The sequence below is a fragment of the Paenibacillus sophorae genome, from assembly GCF_018966525.1.
Lineage (GTDB): Bacteria > Bacillota > Bacilli > Paenibacillales > Paenibacillaceae > Paenibacillus_AQ > Paenibacillus_AQ sophorae.
The window spans coordinates 854,365-869,586 of sequence record NZ_CP076607.1; the positions used below are offsets into that span (position 1 = coordinate 854,365).

Consider the following 15,222-nt stretch of genomic DNA (forward strand, 5'->3'; position numbering starts at 1 on the left):
AGACTGTAAGGTTCAAGACAATGTTTTAAGCAAGACCCAATTTTGTTAATAAAGGAGAATGACTCAAATGACTATTATTTCCGATGTATATGCACGCGAGGTACTTGACTCCCGCGGCAATCCAACTGTAGAGGTTGACGTTTACCTGGAATCCGGCGCCAAAGGCCGTGCTATCGTTCCTTCCGGCGCTTCCACAGGCGCTCACGAAGCCGTTGAGCTTCGCGACGACGACAAATCCCGTTACCTGGGCAAAGGCGTTCTGAACGCAGTGAAGAACGTTAACGAAATCATCGCTCCTGAAGTCATCGGTATGGACGCTCTGGACCAACTGGGCATCGACAAAGCCATGATCGCTCTGGACGGAACGCATAATAAAGGCAAACTGGGCGCTAACGCCATTCTGGCTGTTTCCATGGCCGTAGCCCGCGCTGCAGCGGAGGATTTGGACGTGCCTCTGTACACATACCTTGGCGGATTCAACGCTAAGCAGCTTCCGGTTCCAATGATGAACATCGTAAACGGCGGCGCTCATGCCGACAACAACGTTGACGTGCAAGAGTTCATGGTTCTGCCTGTAGGCGCACCAAGCTTCAAAGAGGCTCTGCGTACTGGCGCTGAGATCTTCCACAACCTGAAATCCGTACTGAAAGGCAAAGGCCTGAACACTGCGGTTGGCGACGAAGGCGGCTTCGCTCCTAACTTCACTTCCAACGAAGATGCACTGTCCTCCATCATGGAAGCCATTGAAAAAGCTGGCTACAAACCGGGCGTTGACGTATTCCTGGGCATGGACGTTGCTTCCACCGAGTTCTTCAAAGACGGCAAATACCACCTGGAAGGCGAAGGAAAATCCTTTACTCCTGCGGAATTCGTAGACCTGCTCTCTTCCTGGGTTGACAAATACCCGATTATCACAATCGAAGACGGCTGCTCCGAAGACGACTGGGAAGGTTGGAAGCTGCTCACCGAGAAACTGGGCAACAAAATCCAACTCGTTGGCGACGACCTGTTCGTAACCAACACCGAGCGTCTGGGCAAAGGTATCGAAGAAGGCATCGGCAACTCCATCCTGATCAAAGTTAACCAAATCGGTACGCTGACTGAAACTTTCGACGCGATCGAAATGGCTAAACGCGCAGGCTACACGGCTGTTGTATCCCACCGTTCCGGTGAGTCCGAAGACAGCACGATCGCCGATATCGCCGTGGCTACCAACGCCGGCCAAATCAAAACGGGTGCACCTTCCCGTACAGACCGTATCGCCAAGTACAACCAACTGCTTCGCATTGAAGACGAACTGGGCGAACTGGCTCAATACAACGGCCTGAAATCCTTCTACAACCTGAAAAGATAATAAGATTCACCCGAATCTTATGAAGAGCTAGTGCTATAGAGACTGCCTCCCGGTCAGCTAATGATGGAGGGGCAGTCTTTTTTCTATATGGTGTGATTGGTCATTGCAGCCGAATTAAGTTGTATTGCTGCGGGCTGTATGATACAATAAAAATGCTGTTTATGAATATCAAATATTAAATTTCCATAGATAGTGATGCTTAGCGTAGGAGGTGGAATGAATGGAAATTTTTCTGAAAGTGCTGCTTCTGATTTTTTCTGTCGGTCTGATTACGGTGGTTCTGCTGCAAAAAGGCAAGAGCGCAGGCCTAGCGGGCGCCATCTCCGGCGGAGCTGAGCATCTGTTCGGTAAGACGAAAGCGCGCGGTATGGAGCTGGTGCTCCAGCGTGTGACGGTAGGACTCGCGGCGGGATTCTTTATTCTGTCCATTATTGTTGCAGTTGTAATTGACTAAAATAGACGAATGGAACCTTCGCTTCTTACGATGGAGCGGAGGTTTTTTTGTAATCGGCGGAAAGGGATGCCGAGGATTGATTTCGTGTATACTAGGGTATGAAGTAGTATAGACGATAGCATACATACCAGCCGGCGGCCTGCGCCGCGGTGGGCCGAGGTGACGAAGATGATAACACAAGAGAATTTGCTGGACTTCATGCGGGAAACCGCTTATAAACCAATGACATATGAGGAACTGATTGAACACTTTCATTTTACGGGAGAAGAGGAGCTGAAGGCGTTTAACGTTCTGCTGAGCACCCTGGAACAGGATGGGCGGATCGTACTGACCCGTACCGGTCGCTACGGTGTGCCGGAGCGGATGGACTTGCTGCGCGGCCGCCTGCAGGCTCATGCGAAGGGCTTTGCCTTCCTGATACCCGATGACCGGGAGCATCCCGACGTATATATCCATGCCAACGATATCAAAAGCGCCATGAACGGCGACATAGTGCTTGTCCGCGTGACCTCTCGAAGCCATGGCGGGGGCCGGATGGAAGGCGAAGTCGTGCGTATCGTCCGCAGGGGCGTGCTGCAGACTGTCGGCGTGTTTCAGAATCTGGAGACTTACGGCTTTGTTTTGCCGGATGATAAGCGGATTAACCGTGATATTTTTATCCCGAAGGAATCATTTAACGGTGCAGTCGACGGAGAAAAAGTCGTTGTCCGCATTGTAAACTATCCGGAGGGACGCGCGGCGGCGGAAGGGGAGATTATCGAGATCCTAGGACATAAAGACGATCCCGGCGTCGATATTTTATCCGTCATCCGCAAGCATCAGCTGCCGGAGGCTTTTCCTGAAGAAGTCATGGAAGAAGCGAATGGCGCGCCGGACTCCATCACGGAAGAGGAAATTGTAAAGCAGGGCCGCCGCGACCTGCGGGGCTTGAATATTGTTACCATTGACGGGGAAGACGCCAAAGACTTGGATGACGCGGTCAACGTCGCCCGTCTGGAGAACGGCCATTACAAGCTTGGCGTGCATATTGCCGACGTCAGTTATTATGTGCGCGAGAACTCGGCGCTGGATAAAGAAGCATATGACCGGGGCTGCAGCGTCTATCTTGTCGACCGGGTTATTCCGATGCTGCCGCACCGCCTGTCGAATGGCATCTGCTCTTTGAATCCGCAGGTGGACAGGCTGACGATGTCCTGCGAGATGGAATTCGACGAGAATATGAAGGTCGTGAAGCATGATATTTTTACCAGCGTAATTCGTACTAAGGAACGGATGACTTACACCAATGTGCGCAAAATTCTGCTGGATGAAGAGCCCGAGCTGCTGAAGCGCTACGCTCCGCTGATTGAGGATTTCCGGCTGATGCGCGAAATTGCGATGAAACTGCGGGATGCGCGGATGAAGCGGGGAGCCGTTGACTTCAACTTCGAAGAAAGCAAAATCATCGTCGACGAGAACGGCAAAGCTGTAGATATCGTAAAAAGGGAGCGTTCGATCGCGGAGCAGATCATCGAGGAATTCATGCTGGCGGCGAACGAGACGGTGGCCGAGCATTTTCACTGGCTGAAAGTGCCGTTCCTGTACCGGATTCACGAGGACCCGGACCCTGAGAAGCTGCAGAACTTCATGGCGTTCGCGGCCAATTTCGGCCATCACGTCAAGGGCCGTGGTAATTCCGTGCATCCCCGTGCGCTGCAAAAGCTGCTGGAGGATATTCAGGGGACGAAGGAGCAGACGGTTATCAGTACGATGATGCTCCGCTCTATGAAGCAGGCGAAGTACGACGCGGAGAGCACGGGTCACTTTGGACTAGCGGCGGAGTATTATTCCCACTTTACGTCACCGATTCGGCGGTACCCCGACCTGGTTATTCACCGGGTCATACGCGAGGTGCTTGAGAGCAGCGGTGCCCTCAGCGAGAAGCGCCATGAGTACCTGGCGAGCCGGATGCCGGACATCGCCCAGCAGTCCTCCGAGCGCGAACGCGTCGCGGTGGAAGCGGAACGTGACACGGAGCAGCTGAAAAAAGCGGAGTACATGCTGGACAAGGTCGGCGAGGAATTCGAGGCGATGATCAGCAGCGTGACCAGCTTCGGCATGTTCGTCGAGCTAGAAAATACCGTCGAAGGTCTGATCCGTCTGAGTCATCTGACGGATGATTATTACCACTTCGACGAGGGTCATATGGCGCTCATCGGCGAGCGCACCTCAAAGGTGTTCCGCATCGGCGACGAGGTGAAGATCCGCGTCGCCAAGGTGAACATGGACGACCATACGATCGACTTCGAGCTGGTCGACATGAAACCGCGTGCGGCGGGCGAGCGCCGCAACGGAGGCTTTGGCGGTGGCGGCCGGAACGGCAAAGGCGGCCGCGACCGCAGAGGCGGCCACGGCGCGCCGACCGCTGGCGGCAAGGGCCGCGGCGGCGGTAAGGGCGGAGCCGCCGCCGGTGCGGGAGGCCGCGGCAAGCGCGGGCGCGTGCACGGCGCCGACAAGGCCGGAGGCGGCGCGGCACTCGGCGGCGCTGAGCGCAGCGGCCGGGGGCGCAGCGACGACGCGAAGGCTGGCCGCGGCAGAAGCGACGGCGCTATCGCCGCTGGCGCGCGCAGCCGGAAAGGCGAAGCCGGAGATGCCGGTTCACGCGGCATCAGCTTCGGCTTTGGCTCCGGCAAGGGCGGCTACGGCGCGCAGCCTAACGGGTCGAACGGCCGCGGCGACGTGTACACCGGCGTCGGCGGCGACACGAAACTCCGCGCACGCGAGGACCTCGGCGGTGACTACGGCGGCAGCAAAGCCGCCGGAGGTAAAGGCCGCCGCAAGAAGAAGTCGAAGAGCGGGGTCTTCATCGGCGGCTCCGTAACGCCGGGCAACGTGGAGGCCGCCGTAGGTTCCGGCTCCAAAAACGGCAACGGTGAAGGAAGAAAGCGGAAGAAGAAAAAATAAAGTGCCGGACTAAACGTTTCAAGACAACCCAAGCGCTGAGGTTCCCGGTAACGGGTACCCAGCGCTTTTTATTACGATGATATGCTGGTGATTTCAAAGATCACACCCTATGTTACTGACAGCATGTTGTCAAAACAGTAGTCTTTGACTTTATTATATCTACAATCAGAGAAATGCGGTGGAAGCAAACGCTTTATCGATCCTTGCGTTTGCTGGAACGATTTTGATACAATAAGAGTCAGACGTTTTCTGTTCGAATTGCTTTGCACGCAGAAACAGCAAGAGAAGAGACGCCGTAACTTACGATTCAAGGAGTGATTGTCATGGGTAAAACAGCAGACGGGAAAGTGCTCGCCCAGAACAAAAAGGCTTCCCATGATTATTTTATCGAGGACACCTACGAGGCGGGCATGGTGCTGACGGGTACGGAGATCAAATCGCTGCGCAATGGCCGCGCGAATATCGGTGATGCGTTCGCCACAATCCGCGGCGGCGAGATTTTTGTGCATAATATGCATATCAGCCCATTTGATCAGGGCAACCGGGCTAACCCGGACGACCCAACGCGTACACGCAAGCTGCTGCTGCATAAAGAACAGATCAGCAAGCTGCTCGGGCATTCCAAGCAGGAAGGGTACACAATTGTGCCGCTGAAAGTATACGTCCGCAACGGCTATGCCAAGCTGCTGCTGGGCATCGGTAAAGGGAAGAAACAATACGACAAACGCGATTCCGCCGCCAAACGCGATGCACAGCGCGATATCCAGCGGGCACTGCGGGAGAAGCAGAAGATCGCAAGATAAGACACTGCCAAACCCCACCTTTGTTTCCTGCAAGATCTATATGATTATGCTGCAAAATATGATATACTCTTTTATGTAAGACAAAATGCTTCAGATTACCTTTTCGCGATAAGCGGCAAGGATAATGGATACGGATCGCTCTTGCCGGCGGTTCCGCTTGATCCAAGAAGCCCTTTTAATGAGGGGCCGTTTTTGGATTCGACGGGGGTAGTTCGAGCATGGGTAGCGAGTAGTGGGGACGCGTCCGCTTCATCAACGCTAAAGCCAATTAAACGGCAAACAAAACAACAACTTAGCTTTCGCAGCTTAATAACCTGTGAGCTAGCTCCTACCTTCCATCGCCCATGTGGCGGACTAGGGGCTCAACTTTAGTGGGATACGCCGCTTGGTCTCCGCCTGGGGTCAACGGAAGAAGATAATCAGGCTGACCTGAAGGGAATCCGGTGACAGGGAGTCTCTAGGGTGACATCAAATCTGTCACTACACTCGTAGAAGCTTATGTGGCGTTATCTTCGGACAGGGGTTCGACTCCCCTCGGCTCCATACTAAAAACCCGCTCTTAGAGCGGGTTTTTTACGTGTAAGGACTCAAATTTCAGCCAAACTGTAGCAACAGATTTTTGGAATGCAGATTTTTGGGGCGCACTGTAGCCAAAATGGCTACAGTGCGCCCCATTAACAATTGCCATTCTATCATGATCTACCCTAGGGGAATGCTTCAGTCGTGAAGCTGCCCGCTGCCCGCTGCGGGAGCGCCTCTAGTCACTTAGACATCGTAATTGACGACATAGGGCTGGAGCTCCGAGCGGTAATAGCCCTCGCTGTATTCGACGACGCTGCCCGATTCATCATAGGCGTAACGGTATCTTTTGAGCAGCGGCGTGTCCTTACCGCATTTCAGCAGCGCTTCGACGCCGGGCGGCGGAGGCGCCACCGCGAATTCATCTCGGAATTTGGCGATGGTGACCTTGCGCTCCTCCATCCAGCCGTACAGGGATTGCGCATCAAGCTCTGCCGGGTCGACCCCGCCGATCCAGGCGGGGAAGTAGTGGGTGTAATGGATGTAGGGCGAATCATCCAGCACATAGAGGCGCTCGATCCGCAGGCCGGAGGACCCGAACAGGCTGTGCGGCTTTCTGCCCTCCTCATGGGTAACGCTCTCCGCGCTAAGCAGCACTTTATGAATGACATGCCCTTCTTCCACCAGCACCTCTGTAAACCGTTTCCAGGTGGAGCGCTTCGAGGTGCTGGTGTTACGGATAACTTTGGTGCCCTTGCCGCTGCTTGTCTCCAGGTATCCTTCCTGGACCAGTTCCTTGATCGCATTGCGGACGGTGATCTTGCTGACGCCGAATTCTTCCTCAAGGAGCGGCTCGGACGGGATGTTGGTTTCCAGCGGGTAAAAGCCGTGGAGAATCCGGTCTTTGATTATGTTTTTGATCTGCTGGTATAAGGGCCGCTTGTTGCGGGACAGATTCATGGTGGATTCCTACCTTTCTACATCGCCGTTCCCTTCATCCATGGCCCGGAGAATGGCGCTTTCGGAAGAGTGGGGTGTATCGCCTTGTATCGTATGCGCGAGCATCGCAGCCGCTGCGGCGAAACGGACGGTCGTCTCGGGCGAATGGCCTTCCAGCTCTCCGTGGATGATTCCGCTAGTATAGGCGTCTCCGGCTCCGATTCGGTCATAGACCGGGAAGGTTAGCTTGTCCGAATAGAGGAAGGCGGCATTTTTATATATATACCCTTGCAGGGAATGCGTGTTGTCCGGATTCACCGTGCGGTGCGTGCCGGCGATGACGGAGATGTCGTAAGCTGCGGAGACCTGTGGGATCAGCTCTTCCAGCTGCTCCCGCCGGGTTTCCCGTTCACTCTGCATTCCCAGAATGTGCAGGGCGTCCATTTCGTTCATCATAACGATATCGGCAAGGCTGAGCATTTCAGTATACCATGGCTTGGCCTTGGCATACCCGCCTTCGCCCCAAAGGGCAGGCCGGTAGTTGCAGTCGAAGGCGACGAGGCGTCCGGCCGCTTTCACGGCCCTTGCGAAGGCCAGCACATGACGCCGGACCGTGTCGTTCATCGCGAGCGAAATGCCGCAGAAATGGACGATATCGGATTCCCGGGCGACGGCTGCAAAATCATAGGCGCCTTCCGGGGCCGTATTGAAGCTGCTCTCCTGCCGGTTGGTGTAGGTAACGCGGCTCGCCCGGGGTCCAAAGCCGTTCTCCAGCACATACATGCCGACATACGCGCCAGCCCGCCGGATTTGGGCGGGCTGGATGCCCAGCTTGCTGAGATTGGCGACCGCGGCGTCACCGATCGCATTGGCGGGCAGCGTCGTGACGAGGTAGCCGGTATGCCCGAACCGGGCCAGCGCCGAGACGACATTGACCCCCGTTCCGGAATAGGAGACCTGCAGGGTATCGCTCTGCGACAGCAGGGCGTAGCCGGGAACCTGCAGCCGCATCATCACTTCCCCGAAGGCGGCGACCGCTCTAGCCATGGAGATCAACCTGCTTCTTCATGATCGCCAGCAGCGTGCGGATATCATCTACACGGGTGTCTCCCGTAGCCTTGTCGATGATGGAAGAATACACATGGGGAATGACCTGCGGCACACCGGCTTCAAGCGCGATTCGCAGGATAGCCTCGAAGTTGTCCAGGTCGATCCCTCCGGTCGGCTCCAGCGCGAAGCCTTCCTCGCCGCAGGCTTTGGCGACGGCCCGGTACTCCGTTTCAAGGCTGAGGCCGTTCATCGGGAAATACTTCAGCGCGTTGCCGCCCATGTCGCGCAGCAGCCCGATCGCTGCCTTGACGGGAACGATCGCATGCTCGCCCGCGGAGCTTGCGGGACCGGTCGAAATATTGACATACCCCGGCTGTCCCGAAGGGGAGACGAGGCTGTTGATCCAGCCGCCGCGGCTTCCTAAATTGGCCCGGGTAGCCCCTACCGAAGGGAAAACCTGATTGATATGGCTCCCCGCGTACGATTTGGCGATTTCAGCGACCACGGCGGCCTGCCGGTTGTCGCCGGCGCCCAGCCCGATCGAGACCGCGTCTTCGATGGCGGCCCCGTATTCCTTCATCGCATCGGCCGCAGCTTCGGCTGTCGGGTAGTTCTTGGACAGAACGCCGACCAGCACGTAGCCTTCCGCAGCCTCATACACCTCTTTGGCGTTGGGCACACTGCCCGCCAATACATTTAGAGCCGCGCGGTTTTTATAGAAACGGCCGGCAATTCCCACTCCTGTATTCGTCATTATGCTTTACCTCCTGCAAGCTCTTGAATTCTGGCCGCGATGACCGCGATGTCATCGCCTTGAAGCGGGCGCGGATCGATATCGAAATACCCCTGTCTCACACCGTAATCGCGCGTATAAATTGCGATTTCGCCCTCCTGAAGCGCCTTGGCGACAGAAGCCGCGTCCGTTCCCGCCTTCTCTGGCTCGATGTGCACCCGGGCGCGGAAGATGGCGCGCCCCGCTTCGTCCTGCACGATCGATACCCGCAGACCCGCGATCTCATTCAGGACCATCAAGGATTGCAGCGATTCCACTTCCCGTTCGCTCGTATCTTCCTTAACGATATACTCATCCAGCGCCTGAAGCAACCCGAACGTCGTTTCCTTGCCGACCTTCATGCTGCGGCCGATTCCATGAAGCTGGGTCTTGATCCATTCCACATAGGAACGCTTGCCTGCGACAAGGCCGGAGGTCGGTCCTTCGATCGCCTTTGAGCCGCTGTAGATCGCCAGGTCGGCGAGCACGACGTACTTCTCAAGATCCTCTTCAGCCGCAGCGTCCACGATCAGCGGAATGCCCCTGCGCCGGGCCAACTCCGAGGCTTCCTCCACGGAGATCATGTTCTTCTGGACGGCATGGTGGGATTTGACGTACAGGATGGCGGCGGTGGAGTCGGTAATCGCCTCCTCGATATCGGCGGCTTTGCCTTCGTTGGCGTAGCCCGCCTCCACAATCCGGCCGCCTCCCAGATAGACCATCGTTTCCACAGGAGCGCCGTACTGGACGTTATGCCCCTTCAGCATAATGATCTCGTTCCTGGCAATCGGGTCCTGATGCAGGCGCAGCGATTTGCGCCGGTCGCCTCTTGTTACAATTCCCGCAACGGACAGGGCGATGCCGCTGGATGCGGAGTTGACGACGACGGCGGCTTCCGCGCCCATGATGCGAGCGGCGTATTCGCCGGCCTTGTCGACGAGGTCCGCGATTTCTACGTAAGCCTGGCCGCCCGCCTTCATCGCTTCCATTACGGAATCCGATGGGGCGGAGACACCCAGGATGCTCATTCTGCCGCTGGCGTTGATAACGCGCTTAAGGCCGTATTTCGCATGCAGCGTATTCTCCATGGATAACCACTCCTTTAGGTATGATGCGCAGGGCCGCTTCCTTCGTTACTCCTTCGGAATCGGTGAGGCGGACCGGACGCTCTTCGACCGAGAATAAAGTCAGGCGCGCAGCGTCTCCGGGCTGAATGCGGCCCAGTTCGGGCCGCTTAAGCCAGGCAGCTGCGCGTACGGTAACGGCGTCGATGACTTCATTCAGGGGATAGCCAAGATACAGGAACTTGCTCATCACATTCGCCAGGCTGTAAACCGGACCGTTCAGCCGGTTTCCCCGGTAAATGTCGCTGCTGATCGTGTCCGGGGAAATGCCGTGCCGCCTGGCAGCCTCGGCCACCCGGAACGAGAAGCTTGCCGTGCCGTGCCCGACGTCCAGATGAACGCCCCGGTCCCGGGCGTCCAGCAGCACCGGCAGCGGCTGGCCCTCGCCGTCGAACAGGTTGTTCTCCTTCCCGTTCAAATAATGGGTCAGTACGTCGCCCTGCTCCAGCAATGGCACAATTTCGATAATATCAGGAGGCCCCGAGCCGATGTGGATCATTAGCGGCAAATCCGTTTCGGAAGAAAGGCACCTGGCCATGCGGAGCGGGCTCAGTCCGCTCCCGGCAACGACGCTGCTGCTGATTCGGGCTTTGAATCCCACGATCATATCCCGGTATTCACGGGCGGATTCCGCAGCCTGCCGGAGATCGATCCACTCGAGCCGGGACAGCTCGTCGATCCGTTTCAGACCGATGCGCGAAATATTGAGGAAGGCGAGAAGGTCGGTGCGGGCGCCGAGTCGGCTCGCCGCCAGCTCGCCGATCCGGTCGGCTCCGCAGCTGCCGGCGTCCACGATGGTCGTGACGCCCTGCTTGATTCCGATCTCATCAATCTCATCCCCGTAGGGGTCGAATTCGGGGAACGCATGCACATGCATGTCGATCCATCCGCTGGAAACATAGAGGCCGGAGCCGTCGATCACCCGGTCCCCCCGCCCCTGGCCGGGCGGCGTTAGCTCAGCGATGCGCCCGTCTTCCACTACAATATCGGCCATTTGCCCGCCCACAAGCTGGAGATGGCTGAGCAACAGCTTTTCTTGCATGAGGTTCACCTGCCAATGCTGAAGAATGTAAGACCTTAAAATCAAATTCATGTATTGCGCTTTGACATACACTTAAGATACCATAGAAATCAGAGAAAACAATATAACGTTATAATGTTTATTCGAAATACCGAATTATTAGTTTATTTCAAAATCGTTGTTAGGCGTTTTCATGTGCTGAGACATTTTCGCGTTTCGCATGTTCAGACACTTTGGGTTTTACGGAGTTGCCTGCCGCATTCTTCTCGCGCTCGGTATGGCGCATGGCCGCATAGTGGAGAGAGCGCAGGAAGATTATAGGACCATAGAAGATCGAGGAGGATGAGAAGATGAAGTTTTGGTTCGAGGGCGACATATCGTATCTGCTGCCTGGAATCGGAATTCTGGCCGGCGAGCTTGGGTTTCAGCTTGATGAAGACGGAATGCCCGTCCTGGTGGAGATTTCCGGCGAAGGAATCGAGGTCGGCTGTGAGGATGGCCGGGCGTATATACGGTATGGGCGTACCCATCAGTTCTTCCGCGGGCTTGGTCTGCTGGTCCAGCATGTGCGCAAGGGCGCGGCGTTCCATATCCGCGAACGGCAGCAATTTGATCTCGTCGGCCCGATGTTCGACCTGTCCCGCAACGCGGTGCTGACCACGGACAGCTTCAAGGCTATGCTGAACAAGATGGCCTTGATGGGACTGAATACCGTTATGCTCTATATGGAGGATACTTACGAAATCGAGGGCGAACCTTATTTCGGGTATATGCGGGGCCGTTATTCGCAGCAGGAGCTTCGCGAGATCGACGATTATGCGGCTCAGTTCGGCATCGAGGCGTTTCCAAGCATTCAGACTCTGGCCCATCTGGAGGAATTCCTGAAATGGGAGCCGGTGTCCCATTACAGAGATACGAAGGGCGCGCTGCTGGTGGGCGAGAAGCGCACGTTAAAGCTGGTCGAGCGTATGGTCGAGTCGGCCAGCGCGCCGTTCCGCAGCCGCAAAATCCATATCGGCATGGATGAGGCCGAAGAGCTGGGCCGCGGAAAATATCTGGACCGGAACGGCTACAGCAGCCGGTTCGATATCATGACCTCGCATCTGGAGAAGGTGCTGGACATTGCGCGAGGGCGCGGGCTTGAGCCGATGATGTGGAGCGATATGTTCCTGAAGCTCGCTTCCGCAAGCGGCGGCGAGTACTACGACGCGGAAACATCGATACCGGAAGAAATGCGGCGCCGCATCCCGAAAGACGTAGATATGGTGTACTGGGACTACGTGCATACGGAGGCGGAGGACTACGAGCGGCTAATTGCGAAGCACCGATCGCTTGGCTCGAAGCTGGCTTTTGCCGGAGCCGTGTGGATTTTTAATACGTTCGGGGTCAATTACGGCCTGTCTCTCAAGGCATCGGATACGGCGCTCCAGGTGTGCAAGAAGGAGGGGATCGGCGAGGTGTATGCCACGATGTGGGGGGATGACGGCAATGAGGGCAATCCGTTCGCGGCGCTGCTCGGCCTGCAGCTGTATGCCGAGCATGCCTATTCCCCGGAGCGGCCGGAGTGGGAGTATCTCGCGGAGCGGGTGAAATTCTGCACTGGCATTGAGGCGGACAGCTACCTGCTGATGAAGGACCTGGATGAAACGCCGGGGGCCGAGCCGGACAACCGCGTGCAGAGCAATCCTTCGAAGTTTCTGCTGTACCAGGATGTGCTGCTTGGCCTGTTCGACCATCAGATCGACGGCCTGGAGCTGTCCGCCCATTACGAAGCGCTGGAGCGGAGCCTGTCGGAGAGAAGCGCCGCCGATCCGGCCGCAGCCCGGATGCTGGAGGTTCCGGAGAAGCTATGCGCGGTATTGAAACGCAAGAGCCTGCTAGGTATCGAACTGAAGCGGGCATACGACGCCGGCGACAAGGCCGCTCTGGCCCAGGCGGCGGAGCGGGAGCTGCCGGAGATCGCACAGGCGGTCAGGGAGCTTCGGTCCGCGCACCGCACAGCTTGGCACCGCATGTTCAAGCCGTTTGGCTGGGAGGTGCTGGACATCCGGTACGGGGGGCTTGTGAACCGGCTCGATTCCGCCGCCCTGCGGCTGCTGGATTACACGGAGGGACGAATTGCAAGAATCGAAGAGCTGGAGCAGGAACGGCTGCCGTACAGCTCGGCCAACCGGTTCAACCACAGGGGCGCCGGATGGTGCAGCTATTATTACCGCATGGCGTCGCCGAATGTGTTTTTTCATGTTTTGAATCCCTTTTAATCATTGAAACTTCTTTACATCACTAAATCTCAATTTTAAGGGGGATATCAAGCTGTTCCGACCGGCTGGACCGGGTAACCGGAGCAGCTTCTTTACTTCATAAAAAGAGTTGGAAAATGCTGAAAACCCTTGTTTTTTGCAAAATAACTGCAGACCATATGTCGAATTGTGTTGTAAAATGTGAGGAATCCAAACAAGGAAGGGGAGAGGAAGGAGATGTGGTTCAAGCATTCTTTGAAGGGGAAGCTGTCGCTGCTGCTCATCGTCGCAATCGTGTTCCCCTTGCTCGGGGCCGGAGTCGTCTCCTACCGGATCGCCTCCAATCTGACGGAAAAAATCGAAAAGCAGTCCGGCATGAATACACTCAGGCAGCTTTCGGATAAATTAGACTTTATCATTAACGACATTGAGACCATGTCGGTATTCATCATCGGCCAGCGCAACATTCAATCCTACCTCGGCAGCGACAGGGCGGACATTTCCCTGTATTCACAAAATGTGGCCTTTCTGCTGAACCTGGCTTCCTCCAAACCCTACATTTCCAATATCACCATCACCTCCGGCCGCGGGTATCCGGCGCTTTCGAACACAACGGTGCTGCACTCCGGACTGCCCCGGCTGCTGGAGGCCAACACTGCCGATTATAACCCTGCCCAGAAGTGGTGGACGCCTCTCTATGAGAATCAGACGACCGACGACGGCATCAAGCGGGTATTCTCGCTGGTCCGCCCAATCCGCAGCACCGAAAAGTTCCAGCCGCTGGGGGAGCTGGCGATCAGCGTCGATGTGGATGAGGTGCAGGAGATGCTTCAGGACGCGGCCTGGAACGCAAACGGCCGGCTTTGGCTCGTCAATCAAGAGGACCGGATCATGTCTTCCCAGACCGGTGAAGGGCTTAATATGCCGCTCGGACAGTCACTTCAGGGACTGGGCGAGCTAAGGGGAACCGAAGGCGTTCTTAACATTGCACGGGGTCAGGAGAGCAATACGCTGCTCTATTACACGCTGCCGAGCCTGAACTGGAAGCTGGTCGGCGTCATTCCGACCCGGATCTATACCGCGCAGAACGAATACGTGCTTACGCTTACGGCGGTCGCCATCGGTGTTGCGGCGTTGCTTGCGGGTGCGCTGGTGCTGTATTTTACCGCATGGGTTACGCGCCCGTTGACCAAGCTGGCCAGAAAGCTTAAGGACGTAAGTCCCGGCGATCCGGTCAAGCAATTCGAGGTTAGGTCTACGGATGAAATCGGGATGGTGCTGCACAGCTACAATCAGCTTGGCGAGCGGATCGAGCGCTTGAAAAACCAGCTGCAGCTGAACGAGGCGAAAAAAAAGGAGGCGGATATCCAGGCCCTTCAGGCCCAGATTCATCCGCATTTTCTGTATAACACTCTGTCGTCGATCCACTGGATCGCGCTCATGAACAAGGATCGGCAGGTAGCGGAAATGGTCGGGGCGCTCGGGGATTTTCTGCGGTTCAGCCTCAACGACGGCAAGGAATTCTGTTCCGTAGGGCAGGAGGTGGCGCATGCACAGAACTATGTCCGCATCATGTCGAAGCGGTTCCAGGACAAATTCGATTCCACCTTCCTGATCGATCCGAAAATTCAAGAGAGAACGATGCTGAAGCTGCTGCTGCAGCCGCTGATCGAGAACAGCATCATGCACGGCCTGAAGAAAAAGCAGGGCAAGGGCAGCGTCTTCGTCCATGCGGAGCTGCGGGGAGACGGCTTGTCCTTTGTCGTTGAGGACACCGGGGTCGGCATGGATGAGGAGAAGCTGCTGCATCTGCGCAGCCTGCTGCTCGCCGGGGAAGCAGACGAGCAGCGGCAGTCCGGCTCCTCGAACTCGGGTTATGGCCTGAGCAGTGTAGACCGCCGTCTTAAGCTGCATTACGGCAGCGGGGCGGGTCTTCATATTGAGAGCCAACCGGGAGGCGGCACGCGAATCTCGTTCACCATACCTGTACTGGAGGGATAGCT

General features: G+C 56.5%; 11 protein-coding genes and 1 other RNA gene. 7 read left to right on the top strand and 5 right to left on the bottom strand.

What is annotated here, in order from left to right:
* Positions 1-67 precede the first annotated feature (67 nt).
* From eno to ssrA, 5 genes are all read left to right on the top strand, one after another.
* The gene (eno, locus tag KP014_RS04160; protein WP_036592985.1) at positions 68-1,354 is read left to right on the top strand and encodes a phosphopyruvate hydratase; all 1,287 of its coding nucleotides are present in this window, start codon (positions 68-70) and stop codon (positions 1,352-1,354) included.
* A gap of 220 nt (positions 1,355-1,574) precedes the next feature.
* Positions 1,575-1,808 (top strand): preprotein translocase subunit SecG, encoded by a 234-nt coding sequence (gene secG, locus KP014_RS04165; protein WP_036592987.1) that lies wholly within the window; start codon positions 1,575-1,577, stop codon positions 1,806-1,808.
* A 168-nt stretch (positions 1,809-1,976) separates the two neighbouring features.
* Entirely contained in the window at positions 1,977-4,751 is a 2,775-nt protein-coding gene (gene rnr / locus KP014_RS04170) for a ribonuclease R (protein ID WP_090834208.1), read from the top strand.
* Positions 4,752-5,074: 323 nt separating this feature from the next.
* Positions 5,075-5,554 carry an SsrA-binding protein SmpB gene (gene smpB, locus KP014_RS04175; protein WP_036595862.1) on the top strand — a complete coding sequence of 160 codons (480 nt, stop codon included), beginning with the start codon at positions 5,075-5,077 and terminating at the stop codon, positions 5,552-5,554.
* Between the two features lie 182 nt (positions 5,555-5,736).
* Positions 5,737-6,100, top strand: a transfer-messenger RNA (tmRNA) gene (ssrA, locus tag KP014_RS04180).
* 219 nt (positions 6,101-6,319) lie between these two features.
* On the opposite strand, the gene KP014_RS04185 is transcribed toward ssrA, so the two are convergent.
* The 5 genes from KP014_RS04185 to KP014_RS04205 are packed head-to-tail and all read right to left on the bottom strand — an operon-like array spanning position 6,320 to position 11,000.
* On the bottom strand, positions 6,320-7,033 hold the full coding sequence (locus KP014_RS04185) for a GntR family transcriptional regulator (protein ID WP_090834209.1): 714 nt from the start codon (positions 7,031-7,033) through the stop codon (positions 6,320-6,322).
* Between the two features lie 9 nt (positions 7,034-7,042).
* Complete coding sequence (locus KP014_RS04190) at positions 7,043-8,059, bottom strand: sugar kinase (protein WP_036590831.1); 1,017 nt, start codon at positions 8,057-8,059, stop codon at positions 7,043-7,045.
* Positions 8,052-8,816: a 2-dehydro-3-deoxy-phosphogluconate aldolase gene (gene dagF, locus KP014_RS04195; RefSeq protein WP_036590832.1), complete on the bottom strand. Its 765-nt coding sequence runs from the start codon at positions 8,814-8,816 to the stop codon at positions 8,052-8,054. Before dagF ends, KP014_RS04190 begins: the two co-directional genes overlap by 8 nt.
* Positions 8,816-9,922 carry a DgaE family pyridoxal phosphate-dependent ammonia lyase gene (locus KP014_RS04200; protein WP_036590834.1) on the bottom strand — a complete coding sequence of 369 codons (1,107 nt, stop codon included), beginning with the start codon at positions 9,920-9,922 and terminating at the stop codon, positions 8,816-8,818. The genes dagF and KP014_RS04200 overlap by 1 nt, the downstream gene beginning before the upstream one ends.
* Positions 9,888-11,000, bottom strand: a complete 1,113-nt coding sequence (locus tag KP014_RS04205; RefSeq protein ID WP_090834210.1) for an amidohydrolase/deacetylase family metallohydrolase — start codon at positions 10,998-11,000, stop codon at positions 9,888-9,890. Before KP014_RS04205 ends, KP014_RS04200 begins: the two co-directional genes overlap by 35 nt.
* Positions 11,001-11,329: 329 nt before the next feature.
* Between KP014_RS04205 and KP014_RS04210 the strand changes: the two genes are divergently transcribed.
* Positions 11,330-13,240, top strand: a complete 1,911-nt coding sequence (locus tag KP014_RS04210; RefSeq protein WP_090834211.1) for a beta-N-acetylhexosaminidase — start codon at positions 11,330-11,332, stop codon at positions 13,238-13,240.
* A 216-nt stretch (positions 13,241-13,456) separates the two neighbouring features.
* Positions 13,457-15,220 carry a cache domain-containing sensor histidine kinase gene (locus KP014_RS04215; RefSeq protein WP_036602765.1) on the top strand — a complete coding sequence of 588 codons (1,764 nt, stop codon included), beginning with the start codon at positions 13,457-13,459 and terminating at the stop codon, positions 15,218-15,220.
* The last annotated feature ends 2 nt before the right edge of the window (positions 15,221-15,222 follow it).